Source organism: Arthrobacter sp. zg-Y769 (genome assembly GCF_020907405.1).
GTDB lineage: Bacteria > Actinomycetota > Actinomycetes > Actinomycetales > Micrococcaceae > Arthrobacter_B.
In genome coordinates this window covers 460,007-483,608 of the sequence record NZ_JAJJOE010000008.1, presented here as the reverse complement: position 1 = coordinate 483,608, position 23,602 = coordinate 460,007, and the positions used below count along the sequence as shown (strand labels likewise).

21 protein-coding genes are annotated in these 23,602 nt (G+C 66.3%); 9 read left to right on the top strand and 12 right to left on the bottom strand.

Annotated elements, in window-relative coordinates; translation table 11 throughout:
- Positions 1–431: 431 nt before the first annotated feature.
- Both LOC60_RS08915 and LOC60_RS08910 read right to left on the bottom strand, forming a co-directional pair.
- Positions 432–1,331: an alpha/beta hydrolase fold domain-containing protein gene (locus LOC60_RS08915; RefSeq protein ID WP_230024474.1), complete on the bottom strand. Its 900-nt coding sequence runs from the start codon at positions 1,329–1,331 to the stop codon at positions 432–434.
- A complete protein-coding gene (locus LOC60_RS08910; RefSeq protein ID WP_230024473.1) occupies positions 1,331–2,008 on the bottom strand; it encodes an alpha/beta hydrolase family protein in 678 nt (225 codons plus the stop codon). The genes LOC60_RS08915 and LOC60_RS08910 overlap by 1 nt, the downstream gene beginning before the upstream one ends.
- Positions 2,009–2,271: 263 nt before the next feature.
- Here LOC60_RS08910 and LOC60_RS08905 point away from each other — a divergent pair, with 263 nt between their 5' ends.
- Entirely contained in the window at positions 2,272–2,448 is a 177-nt protein-coding gene (locus LOC60_RS08905; protein WP_230024471.1) for a hypothetical protein, read from the top strand.
- A gap of 119 nt (positions 2,449–2,567) precedes the next feature.
- A complete protein-coding gene (locus tag LOC60_RS08900; RefSeq protein ID WP_230024470.1) occupies positions 2,568–3,149 on the top strand; it encodes a hypothetical protein in 582 nt (193 codons plus the stop codon).
- Between the two features lie 96 nt (positions 3,150–3,245).
- On the opposite strand, the gene LOC60_RS08895 is transcribed toward LOC60_RS08900, so the two are convergent.
- Together LOC60_RS08895 and glnA are read right to left on the bottom strand one after the other, a co-directional pair.
- Positions 3,246–4,262, bottom strand: coding sequence for a zinc-dependent alcohol dehydrogenase (locus tag LOC60_RS08895; RefSeq protein ID WP_230024469.1), 1,017 nt, complete (start codon positions 4,260–4,262; stop codon positions 3,246–3,248).
- Positions 4,263–4,395: 133 nt separating this feature from the next.
- Positions 4,396–5,820: a type I glutamate--ammonia ligase gene (gene glnA / locus LOC60_RS08890; RefSeq protein WP_230024468.1), complete on the bottom strand. Its 1,425-nt coding sequence runs from the start codon at positions 5,818–5,820 to the stop codon at positions 4,396–4,398.
- A 247-nt stretch (positions 5,821–6,067) separates the two neighbouring features.
- On the opposite strand from glnA, the gene LOC60_RS08885 reads away from it, so the two are divergent.
- Together LOC60_RS08885 and LOC60_RS08880 are read left to right on the top strand one after the other, a co-directional pair.
- Positions 6,068–6,508, top strand: coding sequence for an RDD family protein (locus LOC60_RS08885; protein ID WP_230024467.1), 441 nt, complete (start codon positions 6,068–6,070; stop codon positions 6,506–6,508).
- Between the two features lie 40 nt (positions 6,509–6,548).
- The gene (locus LOC60_RS08880; protein ID WP_230024466.1) at positions 6,549–7,640 is read left to right on the top strand and encodes an NAD-dependent epimerase/dehydratase family protein; all 1,092 of its coding nucleotides are present in this window, start codon (positions 6,549–6,551) and stop codon (positions 7,638–7,640) included.
- A 51-nt stretch (positions 7,641–7,691) separates the two neighbouring features.
- On the opposite strand, the gene LOC60_RS08875 is transcribed toward LOC60_RS08880, so the two are convergent.
- From LOC60_RS08875 to lipB, 3 genes are all read right to left on the bottom strand, one after another.
- A complete protein-coding gene (locus LOC60_RS08875; RefSeq protein WP_230024465.1) occupies positions 7,692–8,444 on the bottom strand; it encodes a DUF4191 domain-containing protein in 753 nt (250 codons plus the stop codon).
- Positions 8,445–8,548: 104 nt separating this feature from the next.
- Positions 8,549–9,553 (bottom strand): lipoyl synthase, encoded by a 1,005-nt coding sequence (gene lipA / locus LOC60_RS08870; protein WP_230024464.1) that lies wholly within the window; start codon positions 9,551–9,553, stop codon positions 8,549–8,551.
- The gene (lipB, locus tag LOC60_RS08865; RefSeq protein WP_230024462.1) at positions 9,550–10,278 is read right to left on the bottom strand and encodes a lipoyl(octanoyl) transferase LipB; all 729 of its coding nucleotides are present in this window, start codon (positions 10,276–10,278) and stop codon (positions 9,550–9,552) included. Before lipB ends, lipA begins: the two co-directional genes overlap by 4 nt.
- Before the next feature lie 144 nt (positions 10,279–10,422).
- On the opposite strand from lipB, the gene LOC60_RS08860 reads away from it, so the two are divergent.
- The 5 genes from LOC60_RS08860 (at position 10,423) to crcB (ending at position 17,082) form a co-directional block, all read left to right on the top strand.
- Positions 10,423–12,270 (top strand): protein kinase domain-containing protein, encoded by a 1,848-nt coding sequence (locus LOC60_RS08860; protein ID WP_230024461.1) that lies wholly within the window; start codon positions 10,423–10,425, stop codon positions 12,268–12,270.
- A gap of 48 nt (positions 12,271–12,318) precedes the next feature.
- Positions 12,319–15,894, top strand: a complete 3,576-nt coding sequence (locus LOC60_RS08855) for a S41 family peptidase (protein WP_230024460.1) — start codon at positions 12,319–12,321, stop codon at positions 15,892–15,894.
- A 191-nt stretch (positions 15,895–16,085) separates the two neighbouring features.
- Positions 16,086–16,253 carry a hypothetical protein gene (locus LOC60_RS08850; protein ID WP_230024459.1) on the top strand — a complete coding sequence of 56 codons (168 nt, stop codon included), beginning with the start codon at positions 16,086–16,088 and terminating at the stop codon, positions 16,251–16,253.
- Entirely contained in the window at positions 16,250–16,708 is a 459-nt protein-coding gene (locus LOC60_RS08845; RefSeq protein ID WP_230024458.1) for a fluoride efflux transporter FluC, read from the top strand. The genes LOC60_RS08850 and LOC60_RS08845 overlap by 4 nt, the downstream gene beginning before the upstream one ends.
- Positions 16,705–17,082, top strand: coding sequence for a fluoride efflux transporter CrcB (gene crcB, locus LOC60_RS08840; protein WP_230024502.1), 378 nt, complete (start codon positions 16,705–16,707; stop codon positions 17,080–17,082). Before LOC60_RS08845 ends, crcB begins: the two co-directional genes overlap by 4 nt.
- A gap of 309 nt (positions 17,083–17,391) precedes the next feature.
- Here crcB and LOC60_RS08835 read toward each other — a convergent pair whose 3' ends face one another.
- From LOC60_RS08835 to LOC60_RS08815, 5 genes are all read right to left on the bottom strand, one after another.
- A complete protein-coding gene (locus LOC60_RS08835) occupies positions 17,392–17,820 on the bottom strand; it encodes an OsmC family protein (RefSeq protein WP_104054652.1) in 429 nt (142 codons plus the stop codon).
- 82 nt (positions 17,821–17,902) lie between these two features.
- A complete protein-coding gene (locus tag LOC60_RS08830; protein ID WP_230024457.1) occupies positions 17,903–18,250 on the bottom strand; it encodes a hypothetical protein in 348 nt (115 codons plus the stop codon).
- 151 nt (positions 18,251–18,401) lie between these two features.
- Positions 18,402–20,207, bottom strand: coding sequence for a 2-oxoglutarate dehydrogenase, E2 component, dihydrolipoamide succinyltransferase (sucB, locus tag LOC60_RS08825; RefSeq protein ID WP_230024456.1), 1,806 nt, complete (start codon positions 20,205–20,207; stop codon positions 18,402–18,404).
- Between the two features lie 121 nt (positions 20,208–20,328).
- Positions 20,329–21,711: a dihydrolipoyl dehydrogenase gene (lpdA, locus tag LOC60_RS08820; RefSeq protein WP_230024454.1), complete on the bottom strand. Its 1,383-nt coding sequence runs from the start codon at positions 21,709–21,711 to the stop codon at positions 20,329–20,331.
- A 189-nt stretch (positions 21,712–21,900) separates the two neighbouring features.
- The gene (locus tag LOC60_RS08815) at positions 21,901–23,430 is read right to left on the bottom strand and encodes a leucyl aminopeptidase (protein WP_230024453.1); all 1,530 of its coding nucleotides are present in this window, start codon (positions 23,428–23,430) and stop codon (positions 21,901–21,903) included.
- Between the last annotated feature and the right edge of the window lie 172 nt (positions 23,431–23,602).

Genomic DNA, 23,602 nt, shown 5'->3' with positions numbered 1-23,602 from the left:
AACTCGACCACACCCTGCCCTGGGCCGTTGGAGGGCCAACCGAGCACGGGAACCTGGCCCACCTATGCAAGAAGCACCACCGGTTCAAGACAGTCGGGTTGTGGAAGGCATGGCAACCGGAGCCGGGCATCATCGAGTGGACTTCACCGATGGGACGGGTCTACCGAACGGACGCGCAATTACACGGCAGGGACTTCAACGGAGGGGGTTCTTCCGGGACTAAGTGGTCTGGGCCCGTTGGAACCGGCGGACCCAGCCCGGAGCCAGAGGAGAACACGCCGCCTTCCTGACGGCACCGCCGGTCGAATCGACGGCCTGCTTTTCCTGTCCAGGCTCTGCCTTCCTGTCCAGGCTCTGCCTTCCTGTCCCGGCGTCTCCCTTCCTGTCCCGGCGTCGACATCCTGCCCCTGTATCTCCCGCGGCTCCGATAATCAGGCCCGCAGCAGCTCGAGGATCCTCTTCCGCGCAGCCCTGCCCTCAGGCACGGGCAGCAGGGGATAGACATGGACTCCGCCGTCAGCGACCTGCAGCGAAACCGGGGTTCCGGCAGACTTCAGCAGTCTTTCCAGCCGGAGCACATCGGGATAGGGCAGGTCATGGGTTCCGACAAACAGGTCCGTCGGCGGCAGACCCGACAGCGTGCCGTTGACGGGACTGATCCGGGGATCGGCCAGGGGATCACCGGATGCCCAGGCGCGCGCCGCCACCCGAAGCCCGGCACGGCTTAGCCACGGATCAACTTCTTCCACCGCGCCAAGCTCCGGATTCTCCATCGCCACGTCCACCCACGGGGACAGCAGAACCAAACGCCGCGGTTGAGGCAGAGACAACTCCGTTAGCTGCTCGGCAAAGGCCAGGGCCAGTCCGCCACCGGCTGAGTCGCCCATAAAAGCCACGTCCCTGGGATCGTAGTCTTCAAGCAGCTGCCGGTACACGGACGCCAGCAGTCCGGGCGCATCACGGTGGCTGTAGTCCGGCGCCAGACCGTAGAGCGGAACCTCCACCCGGTGGCCCGCTGCCGCCAGACGGGCGATGAACCGCCAGTGCCAGGTGCTGATCGGGCTGATGTACGAACCGCCGTGCAGGTACAGGACCGCCCGGGCGGCAGTTCCGGGCACGGACGTGCCCGCGGCACGGGGCATCACCGAATAGCAGGAGAATCCCTCGACGCTCCTCTGCTCCACACGGAACTTCCGCAGCAGGCTTCGGGGAAGCGGGGCGGGCTGCCTGCCCCTCGCCAGTCTCGCTTCCGTGCGTTCCGCCGTGGCCGTCAGCGGCTTCCTGGTCAGCCGCAGAAACGGCGCCAGGAGCTGCATCGGCAGGCTTGCCATTAACTTCTCCCGGCTTCTGTGGCCCGGATAAACCGCAGGACCGGCTCAGCGAGTCCGGCACCGATTTCGTCAGGCGTGCGCTTCTGTCCGCGCACCTCAAAGGAGTGGTTCCCGCCTTCAATCCGTTCAACCCGGGCGTTCCGACCGATCCGCTCGGCCACCGGTTCCAGTTCGCCGGGCAGGGCGAAAGTGTCACGTGTGCCCTGCAGGAACAGCATCGGCAGGGTCAGGCCGTACAAGTGCCCGTCGCGCAGCTTCTCCGGCTTGCCGGGCGGATGCAGCGGGTAGCCCAGATACACCAGGCCGACGGCGGGCATGCCTTCCGCCACCGCCATGGACGCCATCCGGCCGCCGAAGGACTTCCCGCACGCCCACACCGGCCCGCCGTCGTCGCGCGCCGCCACCGTGGCCATAACGACCTTCCACGTGTCGACGGCAACGGGGGCCCGGTCCGGAAACTTCTTCCCGGCTTCGCGGTACGGGAAGTTGAAGCGCAGGGTGGCGGCGCCGCCGTCGTTCAGTGCGCGGGTGAAGCCGGTAAGGAAGGGGTGCTCCATTCCGGTTCCGGCTCCGTGGGCGACGACGACGGTCACCACGGCGTCCTCGGGGCGGGACAACACGGCGGATATGTTCCCGTCACCGACGGGAATGGAAAGGTCTTCGTGCTCAACGTTCATGTGTTCAAACGTACTGCCATCCCGGGCCCCGCACCTTGAGCACGGAAGGTAATACCAGTAGACTGGATAGCGGACAGGATCCGAAGGCCCCATAAGCGCAGCCGGTAAGTACAGCAAGCGCAGCCTCTCCTGAATTCCGCGGTCCGCCTTGGGCGACGAACCGCAACACCACCACTCCGGCGCAGACGCCACCGCTTTTCGGCACATCGATTCCGTGTGTCCGGAGTGCTATCCCATGCCTCTTGAAGGGAGCATTAAGCTATATGTTGAAGCACATCAATGCCACACGCAGCAGGACCACCACTTCACGATTCACCGCACAGATCACGGCCATTGCGGCCGGATGCGCACTGGTTGCCGGGGGAGTATCGGCAGCAGAGGTCGCAATGCTGAACGCAGAACCGGCCGCGGGCCAGGTCGTCGCTGAGGCCACCGCCTAGCGCAGAAGAGGTCTCCGCCGTCGTTCCCACCAGGGAATGGCGGCGTTTTTGCATTTTAAGGACCCCCGGCCGTGCTCTCCTAGAATGGAGAAACACCATTCCTACATCCGGGGAGCACCGTGCCCAGAGGCAAACACCACCCGCCGCGTCCGAAACCGGCAAACAGCGAGGGCATGCTCATCGCCAATGACCTCAAGAAGGAACGGGGCTGGACCGACGGGCAGATCAAAACCTTCCTGCCCGAACCCGACAAGACCGCCCGAAACCCGTTTTCCCGCAAGGCAGCCCCCATGAAGCTCTACGCCCTGGAACGCGTGGAGGCCATCGAGGCCACACCGGAGTATGCCAAGGCCCGCGAAGCCTCCCGAAACCGGCAGCTGGCGGCGCGGGAACGTGCCCTGGTGAAGAAGAAGGCGGCAGTCGCCGTCGCCGAAGCGCTGGATCTGCGCATTGTGCCCGAGCCGTGGGAAACCATGCAGCGTAAGGCGATCGAGCATTTCAACGGCCGGCTCCGCGGCAAGCAGGCTCCGGCCAGCCTCTCCACGGCACCGTCACGGCTGAACCGGCTGACCGTGAACTATCTGCGGCACCAGCAGACCTCCTATGAAGAGGAACTGAAGGAATTCAAGGGCGTGGTGGGGGTCGGGGAGGCCTATCTGGTGGTCCGCAACCGCATCCTGGACCTGATCGCCGCCACGTAACCGCAGCTGAAGGCCGAGTGCGAACGGCAGAAATTCGATGCCCCGGAACTTCCCGACGGCGTGACGCTCTAGCCGCCGGGAAGACCGGGAAGGTGACTAGTCGAAGGTGACAACTACCTTGTCGGCAGCTCCGGGGGTCTGTGCCAGGGTGAGCGCCTCCAGGGACCGCTCGAAGGGCAGCGTGTTGCTGATGATCAGCGCGTACTTCTGCCAGTTTTCAATGATGTCCTCGGTCACGTCGAAGATCTCGGTCGGGTAGCCCATGGCAAACACGATCGTGAGTTCGGTGGTGAGGATTGTGCCGAAGTCGAGCTCCACCGGCTTCTTGTGGACTGCAACGATGCCGAGTACTGCCCCCTGCTTGGCGACGTCGGCCACGGTAGCGGGGATGACGGGTGCGCCGGCCGCGTCAAGGAAGATGTCGGTGCCTGACCGGACGCCGCGGACCATCATGGTGGCTCCGTCGCCGTGCAGCTCCACCAGTCGGGCAGCCAGGTCCTCTTCCGCGGAGTTGATGACCGCGTCTGCGCCGATCTGGAGGGCCTTCTGAAGCCGGGAGGCGATGACATCGACGACGATGATGTGGGCCACCCCGCGGCGGCGGTAGCCGAGCAGGGCGCCGAGGCCGATCGGACCCGCTCCGAAGATCACCACTTTGTCGCCGGGCTTGGGATTGGTGCGGTTCACCGCATGGAGGGCCACCGCCATGGGTTCGTTCAGGGCGGCTACCTCCCACGGGATCTCCTTGGGAATGACCCTGAGCTGGCGTCCAAGGGCTGCGTCGTGAACCACCACGTACTCCGAGAGCCCGCCCTGTGCACCGCCGCTGCCGAGCAGCCCGTCAGTGAACGCCATCGTGTCAATCACCACGTGGTCGCCTACCTCGATGCCGTCCACGTCGGAGCCGACTTCCGCCACTTCGGCCGCCGGTTCATGGCCGAGAGGCGTGGCGCCCTGGCGGGGCGGGATTCCGCCGATGTGGCTGTAGAACGCGTCTGATCCGCAGATCCCGCAGGCCTTCATCTTCAGCAGGACGTCGCCGGGTCCGACCGCGGGCTGCTCAACCTCAACCCACTCGTTTGTGTCCGGGCCGGTGACGTAGACAGCTTTCATAGCAGTGTTCTCCTTAGTGATGACGGGAATCTCCCCGCTCCCGATGCTACGCGAGCGGGGGAATGAAAAACCGCCCCCGCCCGGTGAGGGGCGGAGGCGGTTCACCGGCTTCTACCAGCCGGGGCTCAGACGCTTAGACGCCGTAGTAGAGCTCGAACTCGAACGGGTTCGGGCGCAGCGCCAGCGGGAGGATTTCGAATTCACGCTTGTACGAAATCCAGCTGTCGATCATGTCCTGGGTGAACACGCCGCCGGCCTGAAGGAACTCATTGTCGTTCTCCAGGGCAACCAGTGCCTCTTCGAGCGACGCCGGAGCCTTCTGGATGTGCTTGGCCTCTTCGGGCGGCAGCTCGTAGAGGTCCTTGTCGATCGGGTCCGCCGGTTCGATGCGGTTCTTGATGCCGTCCAGGCCCGCCATCAGCTGTGCGGAGAACGCCAGGTAGGGGTTGGAGGAGGGATCCGGAGCGCGGAACTCGAGGCGCTTGGCCTTCGGGTTGGAACCGGTGATCGGGATACGGATGGCGGCAGAGCGGTTGCCCTGCGAGTAGACCATGTTCACGGGAGCTTCGAAGCCCTTGACCAGGCGGCGGTAGGAGTTGACCGTCGGGTTGGTGAAGGCAAGCACGGCGGAGGCGTGCTTGAGCAGGCCGCCGATGTACCAGCGGGCCAGGTCCGAAAGGCCGGCGTAGCCCTTCTCGTCGTAGAACAGCGGTTCGCCGCCGTTCCACAGGGACTGGTGGCAGTGCATGCCCGAACCGTTGTCACCGAAGATGGGCTTCGGCATGAAGGTGGCGGACTTGCCCCAGGAATCGGCAACGTTCTTGACGATGTACTTGAACTTCTGCAGATCGTCCGCGGCGTGCGTCAGCGTGGTGAACTTGTAGTTGATCTCTGCCTGGCCGGCGCCGCCGACCTCGTGGTGGGCGCGTTCGACTTCGAGGCCTACGTTGTCCAGCTCCACGCTGATGGCGTCGCGCAGGTCAGCCTGCTTGTCCACTGGAGCCACGGGGAAGTAGCCACCCTTGTACGGGGTCTTGTTGCCCAGGTTACCGCCCTCTTCCTCGCGGCCGCTGTTCCAGGGCGCCTCTTCGGAGTCCACCTTGTAGAAGCTGCCCTTGGGGGAGGACTCGTACTGGACGTTGTCGAAGATGTAGAACTCGGCCTCGGAGCCGAAGAAGGCCGTATCGGCGATGCCTGTGGAGGCCAGGTAAGCCTCGGCACGCTCGGCAACGCCGCGCGGGTCGCGGTGGTACGGCTCGCCGGTGCGCGGGTTCACAATCGAGAAGTTCAATGCCAGGGTCTTCTCGATGCGGAAGGGATCGATAAACGCCGTCGTGACATCCGGGATGAGCTGCATGTCGGACTCTGCAATGCCCTGGAAGCCGCGGATGGATGAGCCGTCGAACAGCTGACCGTTGACGAAGAAATCGGCATCTACGGTTTTGGCCGGCACGTTGAAGTGCTGCTGCACTCCGGGTACGTCGGTGAATCGGATGTCGACGAACTTCACTTGCTCGTCAGCGATGAACCTGAGGACTTCGTCCGCGTTCTTGAACATCGTTTATGTACTCCTATACAACTGTTTGGATGGAAGACCTCGGGCTGCAAGACCTGGCTGGCGCCGGGCCCTTTGAACGTCCGTCGCCTCACCTTGACCCTAAAGGGGCCGGGTTTCCCGGCGGTGACACATGTGTTTCCGGTACGTTACGCAGTCGATGGTCTCCCTTCCACCCTATCCGCAACCCCGGGGGACAGTGATAATGGAAGGTTTATTTTCGCCGTTGCCACCCGGGTAGTCTTTAACCGTGGTCGATAGAAGCGATATAGGTTCCTGGCTGGAAGGCCCTCCCTCCGATGAGAGTACGTGGCCGGGCAAACGCCTCGGCCGCCCGCGTACCGGCCCGGGGTCCATTGCACGCGTCGGTCCCCGGCTGGGTGCCCTGGTCATCGACTGGGCCATTGCCTCGCTCATTGCCTACTGGCTTTTCGGCGGAGATGACTTCGCGATCCTGGCGATCTTCGCCGTCGAGCAGATCCTGCTGGTCAGCCTGCTCGGTTACAGCATCGGGCACCGTGTGTTCAGCCTGCAGGTGCAGAAAATGGACGGCCGCGCAGCGGGAATTCCGGCGGCAGTGGTCCGCACGCTGCTGCTGTGCCTGGTGATCCCCGCGGTGGTGTTCGACGCCGACCAGCGCGGCCTGCACGACCGCGCCATGGGTACGCTGCTGGTGAAGGTGAAGCACTAGGCCTTCCAGCCGCCCTAAGAATCTGGCAGATTCTCAGAGTATGAAACTACTGATCCTGGGCGGAACCGCCTGGCTTGGACATGAGACGGCCGCCGCCGCAGCTGCCGACGGACACATTGTCACCTGCGCTGCCCGGGGCAGCTCCGGCGAACCGCCGGCCGGCACCACCTTTCTCCAACTGGACCGCGACGCCGACGACGGTCTCGCCGCCGCCGCGCAGCAGCACTGGGATGCGGTGATTGACGTCTCCCGCCAGCCGGGGCAGGTGCGCCGTGCCGTCCGGGACCTGAGGGATGCAGCCGGCTTCTACGTGTTCGTCTCCACAGGCAATGTCTATGCCAGCCAGCGGGAGTTCGGCCAGGACGAAGACGCCGCTCTCCTGGCCCCCTTGGCGGAAGACATCATGCGGGACATGGATAGCTACGGTCCGGCCAAGGTGGCCTGTGAGCAGGCCGTCATGGCGGGTTTCGGTGCCGATGCGTGCGCAGTGGTCCGGGCAGGCCTGATCGGCGGTCCGGGCGACACCTCCGGACGCAGCGGATACTGGCCGCTGCGGTTTGCCCGTGGCGGCCGTGTCCTTGTACCCGACGCACCGGACCAGCCCACGCAGCTCATTGACGTCCGCGACCTGGCGCAGTGGCTCATACAGATCGCACGGGAACGGACCGGCGGCGTGTTCAACGCCGTGGGGGACACCGTGCCGTTCGCGGAGCATCTGGCTGCGGCGGCTACGGCTGCTGCGGCGGCCGGGGAACCGGATGGGCGGGAAGCGGGGGCCCAAACGGCTGAAGCGGAGTCAGCCTTTCCGCAGGGCACCGTCCCGGCTCCGGCCGGGTGGCTCCGCGAACAGGGCGTCAGCGAGTGGTCCGGCCCCCGTTCGCTGCCCCTCTGGCTGGAGGACCCGGACTGGCACGGGATGAATGCACGGTCCAATGCCCGGGCACGTGCGGCCGGACTGCGCCTCCGGCCGCTGCAGCAGACCCTTGGCGACACCCTCGCCTGGGAGGAAGCCGTCGGCGTCGAGCGTCCCCGCGGGGCAGGACTCACCGGAGACGAGGAACGTGGTCTGCTGGCCCGGCTCGCGGGCTCGAAGGCGCCCCTGTCGGAAGGGTCCGTGTCGGAAGGGTCCTAGGGGGCAAAACAAAAGGGCCCCTGAAAAGGGGCCCTTTTGTGAGAGGAACGGCTAGCGTCCGCGGGTTGCCTTGCGGTCCGGGCGGGCGCGGTACGGGTCGATGCCCTTGGGAATCGGCAACCGGGTGCCGAGCGCCGAGAGCCGCTTGTTGACGGTGGCGACTTCCTGCTTGGTCAGTGCCTTGGGCAGCTTCTTGGCCGTGGTTGCCACCTTGGACAGCGGAACCTGGCCTTCCCCGCGACCGGTCTGGATGACGGTAACCGGAACCTTGGGAACGACCCGGTTCATGCGCCGGCGTTCGCCGTCGGCCAGTGCCTTGGCACGTGCGGGGGAGCCTTCGGTGACCAGGACGATGCCGGGGCGGCCGATGGCGCGGAACACGGCTTCCTGGGTGCGCGGGTTCACGGCGACGGGCTGTTCCTCAAGGATCCAGCCGCGGCGCAGCACGCTCAGGGCGGCGCCGGATGCTCCGGCCTGGCCTTCAATCTGCGTGAACGCCGCCCGTTCGGCACGGCGGGACAGGATGAATACTGCGGCGAGCAGGCCGAGCGGGATGGCGATGATGAGCATCGTGATCCAGTTGTCGATCAGGAACCCGATCAGCAGGCCCACGGCGATAACGCCGAGGAACGCGCCAATCATCAGCCAGACAACGCTGGGATCGTTGCGCCGGGTCATTTTGAAGACCTGGGCAATCTGCTTCATGCGCCCGTCCTTCTTGGGCTTCTTTTCCCCCTTGGGCTTGCGGGAAAAGACGCCTTTGCGGGCGCTCTGGGATGCGTCTGAATCGGTGCTTTTGGCCATAATGACTTCATTCTACGTGATGTAAGGCGTGCGGTTAGGAAGGTTGCGGGAGTAAGGCAGGACAAGGGTGGCACAGGTGCAGTGCCCGGGCATCGGGGGGGCCGTCACCCCCGGGCAAGGATGGAAGAGGCTTCCTGCAGCGTTGTGCCGGAATCCTCGATATGCGCCAGCTGCGGAGGCAGCTCGCGCCCCTTGCGGCGCATGGCGCCGGCCCAGAGCCGGCCGGCACGGTACGAGGACCGCACCAGCGGTCCGCTCATCACGCCGAGGAAGCCGAGTTCCTCGGCCTCGGTGCTGATGTCCACGAATTCCTGCGGCTTGACCCAGCGGTCCACCGGAAGGTGGCGTTCGCTGGGACGCAGGTACTGGGTGATGGTGATCAGGTCGCAGCCGGAGTCCCGCAGGTCCTTCAGCGCTCCGGAGATTTCTGCTCGTGTTTCGCCCATGCCCAGGATCAGGTTGGACTTGGTGACCATGCCCATGTTCTGTCCCTGGGTGATGACGTCTAGGGAGCGTTCATAACGGAAGGCGGGGCGGATGCGCTTGAACAGGCGCGGGACCGTTTCCACGTTGTGGGCGAAGACCTCGGGCCGGGCTTCGCAGATGTCGATGATGTGCTCCACCTTTCCGGAAAAATCGGGAATCAGGATCTCGACGCCGGTGCCGGGGTTGAGCTCGTGGATTTTCCGGATGGTCTCGGCATAGAGCCAGACACCCTCGTCCTCCAGGTCGTCGCGGGCGACCCCGGTGACGGTGGCGTAGCGCAGGTTCATCTGCTGTACAGAGCGCGCCACCTTGGTGGGCTCCATCAGGTCCACCGGCGAGGGCTTGCCGGTGTCGATCTGGCAGAAGTCGCAGCGCCGGGTGCACTCGGAGCCGCCGATCAGGAAGGTTGCCTCACGGTCCTCCCAGCATTCGAAAATGTTGGGGCAGCCGGCCTCTTCGCAGACCGTGTGCAGCCCCTCCTTCTTCACCTGCTTCTTCAGCTCCACGAACTCCGGGCCCATGTTTACCTTGGCCTTGATCCATTCGGGCTTGCGTTCCACCGGAACGGCCGCGTTGCGCTGTTCGATGCGCAGCAGGCGGCGTCCTTCAGGGGCGAGGGTCACAGCAGGGCTCCTTTCGGCCGGCCGGAGGCAGGAACGACGCCGGTGCCGGAGTGGTCTTCGAGGGCGATGGTGCCGGTCAGGTCCGTTTCCCGGGAGGCCAGTTCGTCCTCCACGCGGGAAACGACGTCGCCCGGCGACACGGTCTGTCCGGTCTCCGCACTGACCGAGGTGGTGCCGGCGTCGGCGATGCCGCACGCAATGATCTGGCTGTAGGGTGCCGGATCGTTGCTGCAGTTCAGGGAGAACCCGTGCATGGTGACCCCCTGGTGGACACGGATTCCGACGGCGGCGATCTTGCGGTCCGGAACGCCGAAGGGCTGCCCGTCTCCCCGGACCCAGACACCGGAGCGTCCTTCGACCTGCTCGCCTGCAATGCCATAGTCCCGCAGCACGGAGATGACGGCCGACTCGAGGGCACCGACGTACGCCTTGACGGAGGAGGGATCGGCCAGTTTCAGGATCGGATACGCGACAAGCTGGCCCGGACCATGCCAGGTCAGCTTGCCTCCGCGGTCCACATTGATCACCGGGGTGCCGTCGAACGGACGCTCGTGGGGTTCGGTGCGCCGTCCCGCCGTATAGACCGGTGTGTGCTCAAGCAGCAGCACGGTGTTAGGTGCCTTGTCCTCGAGCACCCGTTGGTGCAGCTGCTGCTGGAGGTCCCAGCCGGTTGAATAGTCCACGTAGTGCGGAGCCAGGCCTACGCGGGTGAACTCCAAAGCCATGGCCCCTAGCCTAGACCCCCGCAGACGTAATGTGGACCACACTTTCACCGGGGTCCGGTTGGGCTGCATCGAGCGCTTGCCGAAGGCGCACTACCCTGTGGATAACTGCTTCGCGCCGCGGGTGCGGGCTAAGACTGTTGTTCCATGGACACGACCCCGCCACCAGGCTCCCCGGACGAAGATCCCGCACTGCGCGGCGGCATCCCGGTACCTCCTGCGCCCGCGGTGCCGGGTTTCCGGGTGGACCGGCTGCTGGGAGTGGGAGGCAGTGCCGCTGTTTGGCTGGTGCGGGATGACGACGGCGCGCCGTTCGCCCTGAAAGTCCCGGCCTGCAGGGGTGAAGGGGCACTGAGTGCCTTTGAAGCCCGACGGGAGGTAAACATCCTTGCCCGGCTGGAGCATCCGCATCTGCTGCAGGTGCACGCGGTGGTCGAGACGAACCAGGGGGCGGCCCTGCTCAGCGGATATGCGGCCGGCGGCAGCGCTGCGGGCCTGGTGGCAGCGCGGGGCCCGGTCCAGCCGGGAGAAGCGGTCAGCATACTCGTGGGGATTGCCCGGGCCCTGGCCTACGTCCATTCCCGGGGCACGGCCCACGGGGACGTGTCGCCCGGGAATATCCTGTTCACTTCCGAGGGCAGGCCGTTGTTGGCGGACTTCGGTTCAGGGCGGCTGCTGGGCGAACCGGAGGGACAGCGGCCGGGGACCCCCGGGTTCACTGCGCCGGAGAGCACGGGCGGCGGGGAGCCAGGGCTGGGTGCAGCAGCGGATCTGTACGCGCTGGCCGCCGTGGGCTGGTTCCTGCTGACCGGGAGCGTCCCTCCACCCCGCCGGGACCGTCCTCCGCTTTCGATCCTGGTTCCCGGCGTGGGCAGGGAACTGCCGGCCCTGCTGGAGGCGGGACTGGCAGAGGATCCTGCCCGGCGTCCTACTGCTGACGATTTCGCAGCTGCGGCGTACCGGGGGGCCTCCGCCTTGCCCGTGGACCTGCTGGCCGCCGTCCATCCGGATGTCCATCCCGACCTGCTGACGCGCCGGACCGGGTCCGCCGGTTCCGGCACCGGGAAACGGAGGCGTAGGCGTAGGCGTAGCCGCGGGGCATCGGAAGGTGTCGCGGGACGGGGACGGGGATGGGGATGGCGATGGGGACGGGGATGGGGACGGGGATGGGGACGGGGTACCGGGGACAGTGCCGGGCGGGAGCGGCCCCTGACGGGCCAAAGGAACGACCGGCCTACCGGACGCCGTCGGCGGCCCGGCAATCCTGCCGCTGGAGGCCTGGTGCTTCCGGTGGCAGCCACATTGGTGGTTACCGCCGTCCTGATACTCGCCGGTATAGCGCTCGCCGCCCCTGATCTCCTGCAGGTGCGGGGGACCGCCGCTGATGCCCGTGCCGGGTCGTCCAGCGGTTCCCCGGACACTGTCCGGGGTCCATCCCTCCCGCCGGGACCGGAGGCTTCCCCCGCCGCCCCCGCAGCTCCCTCGGCACCCGGGGCGGATGGCGCCGGGACGGGTGCACCCGAACGAACCGTGGAATCACTACGGGCGGAAACCGCAGCCGAGGACCCGGCCCGGGCGCTGCCGGCGCTCGCCGAACTGCGGAGCAGGGCCTTCACCACTGCAGACCCGGCCCTGCTCGAATACGTCAATGTTCCCGGGTCCGAAGCACACCGCGCCGACCACGAGCAGGTTGGCCGCCTGGCAGTGCAGGGACATTCCCTGGCCGGCCTGGTCACGGAGGTAGCCGTGATGGACGGCTCCGGGACTGTTCGGTCCGCAGAAGCAGCACCGCGGGACCAGCCCGCGCAGCAGGGACCGCTGCCGGAAACAGCGACGGCCGAACTTCGGGTCCGGATGCAGGTTTCCGGGTATACCGAGATGGACGGCGCCGGTGCGGTGCTGCGGCACGGCCAGGCGCAGCAGCAGGAGGTGCTGCTGGTGCTGGTGCGAAGCGAGGGAATATGGCGGATCAGCAGGATTCTGGCTCCGCAATGAAGCGCCAGGCTACACGGACAAGTCAGTGGCGAAAGATAGGATCGTCACATGAGTCCTACTGCATACCTCCGTTACCCCGACCTGCACGGGAACCTTGTCACCTTTGTCGCCGAAGACGACGTTTGGATGGCTCCCGTGGACGGCGGCCGCGCCTGGCGGGTTTCCGCAATGCAGCTGCCCGCCCGCAGCCCCAAGTTCTCGCCCGACGGCACCCGGCTGGCATGGCAGGTGGTCCAGGGCGGCGCACCGGAAATCGTCACCGCCAACGCCGACGGCGGCGACTTCCGGCAGCTGACTTACTGGGGGAGCCAGAGCACCCGCCTGAAGGGATTCAACAAGGCCGGCCAGGTCATCGCCACGTGCTCCGTAGAGCAGGAAGACAACCGGCTGCGCTGGGCGTTCGCCGTTCCCCTCGACGGGACGGCACCGGTCAAGCTTCCGTACGGCCCGGTGGAAACCATCGCCGAAGGACCCGCAGTGGGCGACGAGCGTCCGATGGTGATCGGCAGCATGCTCACCCGCGAGCAGGCATGGTGGAAGCGCTACCGCGGCGGCACCGCAGGAAAGCTCTGGATCGACGCAGACGGCAACGGAGAATTCCTGCGCCTCGTGCCCGAATTGGACGGCAACCTCTCGGACCCGATGTGGATCGACGGCAGGGTGGTCTTCCTGTCAGACCACGAAGGCTACGGGAACCTCTATTCCGTGACTCCCCGGGGCACGGATCTCCGCCGGCATACGGACTTCGAGGGCTTCTATGTCCGGCACGCGTCCTCCGACGGCAGCCGGATCGTCTTTGAATCCGCAGGACGCATCTGGCTCCTGTCCTCGCTGGACGCTGAAGCCGAGCCCCTGGATATTGTCCTGGGGTCGGCCGGTACTGCGCGCCGCCCGCGTCCGCTTAATGTCGCAAGGCACCTGTCAGAAGTTGCCCCGGACACCAAGGGGATGGCAAGCGTGGTGGAGACCCACGGCACCCTTCACTGGCTCACCCACCGGGACGGACCGTCCCGCGTGATCGAAGCCGACTCAGCCGTCCGCACCCGTCTGGGCAGGCCGCTGGACGGGTCCCGGGCCGTGTTCGTTGCGGACCGCGACGGTGAAGAGGCGATCTACATTAAGGACGTCTTTGCAGACCTCGCCGCGGGCGGGGCCGGCCAGGCCCCCGTGGACGGAGTCTCCGGAGGCAAGGAAGACGCCGGCGAGAGCAACGGCCTGGTGCTGCCCAGCCCGGTGTCCGTCTCCGGCGCTCCCGTTTCGGTGCCTCAGGGGAGCGGTACGGGGGAGTCCGCGGACGGGACGGGCGCCGTCCATGCAGCCGGTACGGGACAGCAGGAAGCGTCGGCAGCGAGCGGTACCGTCCGGGTAGGGTTCGGCCGTCCCACCCGCGTCAGCCAGCTGGTGCCGAGCCCGGACGGACAGCGCGTGGGCGTGTCCACGGAATCCGGTGAAGTGTTTGTGCTTGAGGTGGCCAAGGCGGAGCTGGTCCCCGTTGCAACCTCCGACTTCGGCGCCGTGGACCAGCTGGCCTTCTCGCCGGACTCGCAGTGGCTTGCATGGGCGGAACCGTCCAGCGGCGAGGGAAGGTCCCGGCTCCGCCTGCGATCCGTGCTGGACACGGCTGCCCCGGTCATCGATGTGACAGACGGCCGGTTTACGGATCATGATCCGGCCTTTACCACCGACGGCCGTTACCTGGCGTTCCTTTCCGAGCGCAGCTTTGACCCGGTATATGACACGCACCGGTTCGATCTCAGCTTCCCGTCCTCCACCAAACCCTTCCTGGTGGCACTGGCCGCCGGGACACCCTCGCCGTTCGGACCGTCGGTATCCGGTACCTCCGTAGCTGCACCCAAAGACGCAGCGCAGACCGGAACAGCGGAGGAAGCGTCGCAGGACACGGTGCCGTCCGTGCAGGTCGACGCCGAGCGGATCGGTGACCGGTTGATCGCCGTCCCCGTGCCCCAGGGCCGGTACCGGAAGCTCCGGGCTGCTCAGGGAGGGCTGCTGTGGCAGTCTTCGGACGTTTACGGGGTTACCGGCGACGGCCGGGCATCGGCAGCGGACCGCGATCCCGCCTCACGGCTGGAACGCTTCGACCTGGAAAAGAAGGACGTCTCGGTCCTGGTTTCGGCGCTGGATGACTTTGAGGTCAGCGGCGACGGCACCAAGGTGGTGCTGCGGCACGAGGGCAGCGTCCGCATGGTTCCGGCAGCGGCACGGGTGGACGAAGACTCTCCCGAGAACATCCGGGTAGACCTGGAACGCATCCGTGTCCGGATCGATCCGGTCAAGGCGTGGGGACAGGCCTTCGATGAGGCCTGGCGCCTGCAGCGTGACTTCTTCTGGGCTCCGGACATGGGCGGGCTGGACTGGGAAGGCGTCCACGCCAGGTACCGTCCACTGGTGCAGAACCTCGGCAGCCATGACGACCTCGTGGACCTCCTTTGGGAAATGCACGGCGAACTCGGCACCTCCCATGCCTACGTCAACCCCATCCCTGTCACCGAACAGGGATCAGGCGGCCAGGGCTTCCTCGGAGCCGATCTGCGCCCCGGCGCCGGTGGCTGGGAAGTGGTGCGGATCCTCGGCGCTGAATCCTCCGATCCCGAGGCTACTTCCCCCTTGAGCGCCCCGGGTGCCGACGTCCACCCCGGTGATGTCATTGCCGCAGTGGATGGCCGGCCGGTTCCGGCCAACGAGGGACCTGCAGTCCTGCTCGCGGGTGCCGCCGGCCGGACCGTCGAACTGACGGTTGTGTCCACCGGAGGGGACGGCGCCCCGGAACAGCGGCGGATCGCCGTCGTGCCGCTGCGCAGCGAGGAGCGCCTCCGCTACCAGAACTGGGTGAGTGCCAACCGCCGCATTGTGCGTGAAGCATCCAACGGCGAGTTCGGCTACCTGCATATTCCGGACATGATGGCCAACGGCTGGTCGCAGCTGCACCGGGACCTGGATCAGGAGGCATCCCTGCGGGCGCTGGTGGTTGACGTCCGGCGGAACCGGGGCGGTCATACCTCCCAGCTGGTTGCCGAGCTGATCGGACGGAAGGTCAGCGCGTGGAGCGTTCCCCGCGGCGGCACCCCCACCCCCTACCCGGCACACGCTCCGCGCGGTCCCGTAGTGATCCTGACGGATGAATTTGCCGGGTCCGACGGCGACATCGTCACCCAGATATCGAAGCTGAGGGGCATCGGCCCCGTGGTCGGCACCCGTACCTGGGGCGGCGTCGTCGGCATCGACGGACGCTTTAACCTGGTGGACGGAACCATGGTGAACCAGCCCCGCTACGCGTACTGGTTTACGGGCGGTGTCGGCTGGGACGTGGAAAACCGGGGCGTGGAGCCGGACATTGAGGTTGCCTTCCCGCCGCACGCCTATGTGGCCGGGGATGACCCGCAGCTGGAACACGGTGTGGGCATCCTGCGCGAAATGCTGTCTGAGCTGCCTACGGACGAACCGCCGGCACTCTCGGGGTACCGCAGCCTCCAGCCTGCTCCGCTGCCGCAGCGGCCCCAGGGCCGGCAGGAGGAGGGTCGGCAGGAGAGCATTGACCTGTCCATCCCGGCCCCGGTATCGGCCGGCACGGGCAGCACTGACGGAACCAAGGAGAGCCGGCACTGACAACCACACCGAAGGCCCGGATCCGCGGGGCCGGGCTTTCGGCGTACACCCGGGAGGCCCGACCCGGTACGGCCGACGGCGCCTGGCCGATCGTGCCGCCGGGCCCTCCGGCGGCGTCTATCCCAGCCGGTCAGCCGATCGGAGGTTTGCCGGCGTTGAAGGCGGGTGGCCCCGGGAGTACCGCCGGAAAGATGGGCGCTCACTCGGATTCCCCACAGAAGCACCCGGCCGTCGTCGGCGTTTCCCCCGGCCAGCGGCAGCATGTGGTCCTGCAGGCCGCCCGCTTCGCCGCTGACGTCCTCGTGGTCCCCGCCCGCGCCATCGGGGCCGGCGCCACCGGGCCGGGGACCAGAGAATGAGCGCCGGCGTCCGCCCGCCGCACCTTCGCTGGGCACCTATCGCCCTCGTCTTCCTCGGCGGCGGTGCCGGTGCGGCCGGCCGCGAGGGCCTCTCGCTGCTCATCCCGAACCTGGGCGAGGTGCCGGTGGCGATCCCGATCATCAACGTGGTCGGCGCCTTCCTGCTCGGTTACCTCTACGAGGCGGTCACACGCACGGGCAGCACGCCGACCGGCAGGAACCTCAAGCTGCTGCTCGGCACCGGCTTCTGCGGCGGCTTCACCACCTACAGCTCGCTGGCGACCGACACCGCCGTGCTCTTCCGCGACGGCTTGCCCTGGGCCGCGCTGATCTACGCCTTTGGCACGGTGCTCGTCGGCGCCTGCGCCACCTGGGCCGGCATCGCCGCGGCGAGCGGCATCAACGCCCGGGGCTCCGGCCGGCGGGACAATGGCGGGCAGGAGGCTGCTACATGACCCCCGGGATTTTCCTGTTGCTGGCGCTGGCCGGCGGGTTCGGCGCCGCGGTGCGGTTCATCGTGGACGGGCTCATCCGAGACCACCTTAAGACGGATTTCCCGTGGGCAACGACGATCATCAACGTCTCCGGCTCCCTCGTGCTCGGCCTGCTCACCGGCGTCGTTTTCGTGCACCTGGTGCCGACCGACCTCAGCTATATCATCGGCACCGGGTTCCTCGGCGGTTACACCACGTTCGGCGCCGCGAGCTACGAGACGGTACAGCTGATCAAACAGGGCCGGCACGGCGCGTCGTTCATCAGCGGTGTGGTGATGCTCGTGCTCTCAGTGGCGGCCGCCGGCGTCGGACTCTGGGTGGGGGCGGCGCTCTAAAAGTCCCGCTCACGTGCGCCTGGCTGCCGGAAGGTAATGGGCGATGATCAGGAACACCCAGGGCTATTTCCTTGGGAGTGAGGTTCATACCTTCACCTTCAGACGCAGTTGCGATCGTATCGAAACCGCTCCCTTGGGGTACTGGCCAAGCTCGCTTACAGAAAACCGTACGCGCACCTATTGGCCACGACCACCGTTCCCAGCCATCTATGCCCGTACCCGGCAAAAGGTGACCCGGCCCGTCCCGCACCAAAGGGGGTCCCTGTTCCGGCCGGACCAGGGACCCCCTTTGCTGCGGTGAGCCGGCTCCTAGGACTCCAGCGTGGCGTCCAGGGAGATCTTGATGCCGGCGAGTGCCTGTGACACGGGGCAGCCGCTCTTGGCAGCCTCAGCGATGTCCGTGAACTCCTCCGCGGTCAGGCCGGGAACCACCGCGGTAACTTTCAGGCGGCTTTCGGTGATGCCGGTGCCGGGAACAAAGGTGACGTCGGCGGACGTTTCGATCCGTTCGGCGGTCTTTCCTGCTTCGGCCAGACCGTTGCTGAAAGCCATGGAGAAGCAGGCCGAGTGGGCCGCGGCAATAAGCTCTTCGGGGCTGGTCTTGCCGTTCGCCTCTTCGGCGCGGGCCTTCCACGTAACGTCATAGGTACCGAGGCCGGAGGAGTCGAGGGTGACGTCGCCCTTGCCGTTGAAGAGGTCGCCGTTCCAGACGGTGTGGGCTGAGCGGACTGTAGCCATGGGGGGTCTCCTTAAACAGTGATGGGACGGGGCCGGCAGCAAGCCGGCACACCATCCCATCCTATTTCCGCTGTTGTGCAGACTACCACATGGTGGCTACGGCAATATTGACGATCGCGAGGATACCGACGCTGTTGGCCAGTGCGGAGGAGACGTTCTCATCCTTCTTGTACCGGCGCTGGCCGATGAACGCCAGCACGGCAATCACCAGGGTGATCAGCAGCTTAATGCCCACCTTCAGATGGTTGACGTCGCCGTCGCCCATCTCGTTGAGGGCCACCAGTGCCAGGCCCGTGACGAGCTGCAGCAGGGCGCCGTGGAACTGGCCGGGCAGTACGGTCGGGTTCTTGATGCGGGCGAACCAGATACCGACAATGATGGCTGCACCCAGAATGTGCAGGAAGACAAGAAAGTTGTGAAGGAAATCCATAGTTCGAGTTTATCGACGGTGCGCCAGCGCCTTCGGCCGAACGGGTAACTTTTCTACAACATGTAGAGAAACCCCGACCGGAGGGGTTCCGTGAACGGCGAAGGGCGCCCTCCCGGAAACGGGAGGACGCCCTTCGGAGCCGGGGCCGGGACTAGAGACCCAGGTCCGCCTCGAAGTTGCCTTCTTCCAGACGTGCCTTCAGCGTCTGCAGGAAGCGGCCTGCATCGGCGCCGTCCACCAGGCGGTGGTCGTACGTCAGGGAGAGGTACATCATCGAACGGATGGCAATGTTGTCATTGCCCTCCGCGTCGGTGACCACCATGGGACGCTTGACGATCGCGCCGGTGCCCAGGATGCCGACCTGCGGCTGGTTGATGATCGGCGTGTCGAAGAGGGCTCCGACGCTGCCGATGTTCGTGATGGTGAACGTGCCGCCGGAGAGCTCGTCGGGGCCGATCTTGTTGTTGCGGGTGCGGCTGCCGACATCGGCGATCTTCTTGGCCAGGCCGGTGATGTTCAGGTCACCGGCATCGTTGATGACCGGAACCAGCAGGCCCTTCTCGGTGTCCACGGCAATCGCGAGGTGCTCGGCATCGTGGTACGTGATTTCCTGCGTCTCGTTGTTGTACGAGGCGTTGAGGACCGGGTGCTGCTTGAGGCCTTCGACAACTGCCTTGGCAATGAACGGCAGGAAGGTGAGCTTCGCGCCGTTCTGCTGCTGGAAGTTGTTCTTGGCCTTCTGCCGGAGTGCGGCAATGCGGGTCATGTCGACCTCGTGTACCTGGGTCAGCTGTGCCGACTCCTCCAGGGATTCACGCATACGGCGTGCAATCGTCTGGCGGATGCGGGGGGCCTTGACCGTGGTGCCGCGCAGCTTGGCGCTGGCTTCGCTGACCTGCGCCGGGGCCGCCTTTTCGGACGCAGCGGGGGCGGAAGCAGCGGAAGCGGCAGGCTGCTGCGAGGCGGCCTTCTTGGCCTCGGCGGCTTCAAGCACATCCTGCTTGCGGATGCGCCCGGCAACGCCGGAACCCTTGATGCTGGAGAGGTCCACGCCGTGCTCGTTGGCGAGCTTGCGCACCAGCGGGGTTACATAAGTGCCACCGTCGTTGGAGCCGGCGGACGCTTCCTGCTTCGGAGCCTCGGCCTTCGGGGCTTCCTGCTTCGGAGCCTCAGCCTTCGGGGCTTCCTGCTTCGGAGCTTCGGCCTTGGGAGCCTCAGCCTTCGGGGCTTCCTTCTTTTCCGGCTCGACGGCCGGAGCTTCACGCTCGTCCTTGGAGGCAGCCGCTACGGGCTCGGCACCCTTCGGCTCGGCCTTGGCGGGAGCGCCGGCACCGGAACCGATGACGGCCAGTACGGAGCCGACCTCGGCAGTGTCGTCCTCATTGACCCGGATTTCCAGCAGCTTGCCGGCTACCGGGGAGGGGATCTCGGTGTCGACCTTGTCGGTGGAAACCTCGAGCAGCGGCTCGTCCATTTCGACGTCGTCGCCTACGGCCTTGAGCCAGCGGGTAACGGTGCCTTCGGTGACGGACTCGCCGAGGGCGGGGAGGGTGACCTCGGTGCCTTCGCCGGAGCCGCCGGCTGCCGGTGCTTCGTCGGCGGGAGCTTCTTCGGCTGCCGGTGCTTCCTCGGCAGGGGCCTCTTCGGCCGGAGCTTCCTGGGCCGGTGCTTCCTGGTTGGCGGCGCTGCCGCCGTCGTCCAGCTGCTCGCCGGAACCGGAGCCGTCACCGATGCGCACGAGCGCAGCGCCGACCTCGGCGGTTTCGTCTTCGGCCACGAGGATTTCCTCGATCACGCCGGCAACGGGGGAGGGGATTTCCGTATCGACCTTGTCGGTGGATACCTCGAGCAGCGGCTCGTCGACCTCGACGCGGTCGCCCACGTTCTTCAGCCAGCGGGTGACGGTGCCTTCGGTGACGGACTCGCCGAGGGCTGGTAAGTTCACGGTTTCAGACATATTGTCCCCGTTTCTCCTTGATAGATCTTTTGTGACCAGCCGTGCCGCTGGTGCTGGTGATGATTTCCCCCGGGCCGCAGCCGCAAGGCGGAATGCGGCCCGGGGAAGTGAATCTTAGGTGTTAACCGTGAAGGGGCTTGCCGGCCAGTGCCATAGCGGCCTCGCCGATCGCCTCGTTCTGCGTCGGGTGGCCGTGGATCAGGCTGGCAATATCCTCAGGGTACGCCTCCCAGTTCACGATCAACTGGGCTTCGCCGATCTGCTCGCCGATGCGGCCGCCGATCATGTGCACACCCACGATGGGGCCGTCCTTCTCGCGGACCATCTTGATGAGGCCGGAGGAGCCGAGGATGGAGGTCTTGCCGTTGCCGGCCAGGTTGTACTCCTGGACCTCGACGTTCTCGGCACCCAGCTTGTCCTTGGCCTTTGCCTCGGTCAGGCCGACGGAGGCAATTTCCGGCTCGCAGTAGGTGACCTTGGGGATGTTGACATCGTCAACCACAACGGGCTTCAGGCCGGCGATTTCCTCGGCAACGAAGATGCCCTGCTGGAAGCCGCGGTGGGCCAGCTGCAGGCCGGGAACGATGTCGCCCACGGCGTAGATGTTGCCGACCCCGGTGTGCAGGCGGTCGTTGGTGATAACGAAGCCGCGGTCCATGGTGAGGCCCGCTTCTTCGTAACCGAGGTTGGCGGTGACCGGGCCGCGGCCAACGGCCACGAGCAGCAGATCGGCTTCGAAGGTCTTGCCGTCGGCGAGCGTGACGACGACGCCGTCGTCGTTCTGCTGGACGTTGTCGAAGAAGATGCCGGTGCTGAACTTGATGCCGCGCTTCTTGTACGCGCGTTCCAGCTGCTTGATGATGGCCGCGTCTTCGTTGGGGACCAGGGAGGGCAGGCCCTCGACAATGGTGACGTCCACGCCGAACGAGTTCCAGACCGAGGCGAATTCGACGCCGATGACGCCGCCGCCGAGGATGACCGCGCTCTTGGGCACGGTGTCCATCTTCAGGGCCTGGTCGGAGGTGATGACCTTGCCGCCGATTTCCAGGCCCGGCAGTGAGCGGGAGTAGGAGCCGGTGGCCAGGATGATGTTCTTGCCGGTGTAGGTCTCACCGTTGACCTCGATGGTCTTTTCGCTGGTGAGTTTGCCCTCACCCTCGATGACCGTGATGCCCTTGGACTTGATCAGGCCCTGGAGGCCGCGGAACTTGCCCGCAATGATGTTGTCCTTGTAGGCGTTCACTGCGGTCATGTCGATGGAGTCGAAGGTGGCGTTGATGCCGTACTTCGAGGCCGTCTTGGCGTTCTCCGCGATTTCGGCGGAATGCAGCAGCGCCTTGGTGGGGATGCAGCCGTTGTGCAGGCAGGTCCCGCCCAGCTTCCCCTTTTCAATGAGACCTACGGAGAATCCCAGCTCCACGGAGCGCAGTGCCGCGGCGTAGCCGCCGCTGCCTCCGCCGAGGATCAGGATGTCGAACTCTTGCGCAGCTGCCTTATCGGCCACTTGGACGCTCCCTCGCGTTTTCGTTGACGCGCCCATGCGCGCCGATGAGTTATTGGGCGTTTGTGATCAGTCCTCACCCTATCGCCCCCTACCACCAGCATCCACTTGAACACAGGCAGCAAGGGGCGAAGTGTAATGAGAAACACCTGCCACAAGCGTCAGTTCCGTTTCGCGGAACCGGATTGGATGCTATGAGGCCCGCGCCACTACGTCTTCGGCGTAGGCCACCAGGGTGCGGACGGCGACGCCGGTGCCTTCCTTCGGCGTGTAGCCGTAGGGGGCGCCGTCGTTGAATGCCGGGCCGGCAATGTCCAGGTGGGCCCACGGGATCTTGGTTCCGTTGACCTCGCCGACGAATTCCTGCAGGAACGTGGCAGCGGTCATCATGCCGCCGAAACGCTCGCCGTGGTTGGCGATATCGGCCACCTGCGAATCCAGGCTCGCCCGCAGCTCTTCCGGAATGGGCATCGGCCAGAACAGCTCGCCCGCCCGGTCCGCGGCAGCCTTGACGGCTTCCCGGACTCCTTCTTCACCCATCACTGCCGACACCCGGTTGCCGAGGGCAATCATCTGGGCCCCGGTCAGGGTGGCGACGTCGATGATCGCGTCGGGCGCTTCCTCGCTGGCAGCCACCAGGCCGTCAGCCATGACCAGCCGGCCCTCGGCGTCGGTGTTCAGCACCTCGACAGTGCGGCCGCCGTAGGTGGTCATCACGTCGGAGGGACGCTGGGCGGTGCCCGAGGGCATGTTCTCGGCAATGCACAGCCAGGACGTCACCTTGATGGGCAGTCCCAGTTCGGCGATGGCCAGCAGGGCGTTCAGCACGACGGCGGCACCGCCCATGTCCGACTTCATCGCCTGCATGCCGGCGGCCGGCTTCAGGGACAGTCCGCCGGAATCGAAGGTGATGCCCTTGCCGACGAGGGCCAGCTTGGCCTTTGAGCGCAGCGGCGCGTATTCGAGCTTGACCAGGCGCGGGGGACGGGCCGAACCCTTGCCGACGCCGAGGATGCCGCCGAAGCCTTCGCGTTCAAGCTTCTTCTCGTCCATCACGGTGACCTTGACGGGCAGCGACTTGGCCAGGTCCTTGGCGGCTGCCGCAAAGGTCTCCGGGTAGAGGTGGCTCGGCGGCTGGTTGACCAGGGTGCGCGTGGCGTTGACGGCGCGGCCGAGGATCCGGGCGCGTTCGAGGGCAGGCTTCAGTGCCTTCTCGTCAGCGGCAGCAGTAATGACCGTGATCTCGGAGACCGGTGCCGGAACACTGTCCACGGTGGCGGCACTGCGGTGTTCGGTGAAGCTGTAGGCACCCAGCAGGGCACCCTCGGCGACGGCGGCGGCGTCTGCCACGGTTCCTGCCGGCAGTGCCAGGGCCACCGACGCGGTGCCGGCGATCTGGCGCACGGCGGATCCGGCCGCGCGGCGGAGGGCTTCCTCGGTCAGGGCGACGCCGGCCGAAACCTTGCCCAGACCCGTGAGGACCAGCATGTCGGCGTCGGCCTCGGGCAGGCCGGGCAGGCGGTGGACTTCGTCCGCGGCGCCGGTGATGCCCAGCAGCGGCAGTGAAGCAGTCAGGGCAGCCGAGGCCTTGGGGGAAAGCGGACTTTCAATCAGGACGGGACCGTCGGGGGTCTGTCCCACGCCGATCACGAGTGCACTGGCGGCGACCTTGCGTCCGTCCCTGGATACTGCCGACAGGCTGGGCTCACTGGCTTTGTTCACGAAGCTGTTTCCTCACGTTTCTGTGTTGCTTTGCGTCTACCACACCGATCGTAGTCTGAAGAACGCCCGGGCGCCGCAACGTTGCGCCTTAGCTGCTGCACCGGGGCGGGGTCAGTGCAGTCCCCGGAATGAAACGCACGTGCCCCGGCGTTTACCCTTGAGTAAGGGCACA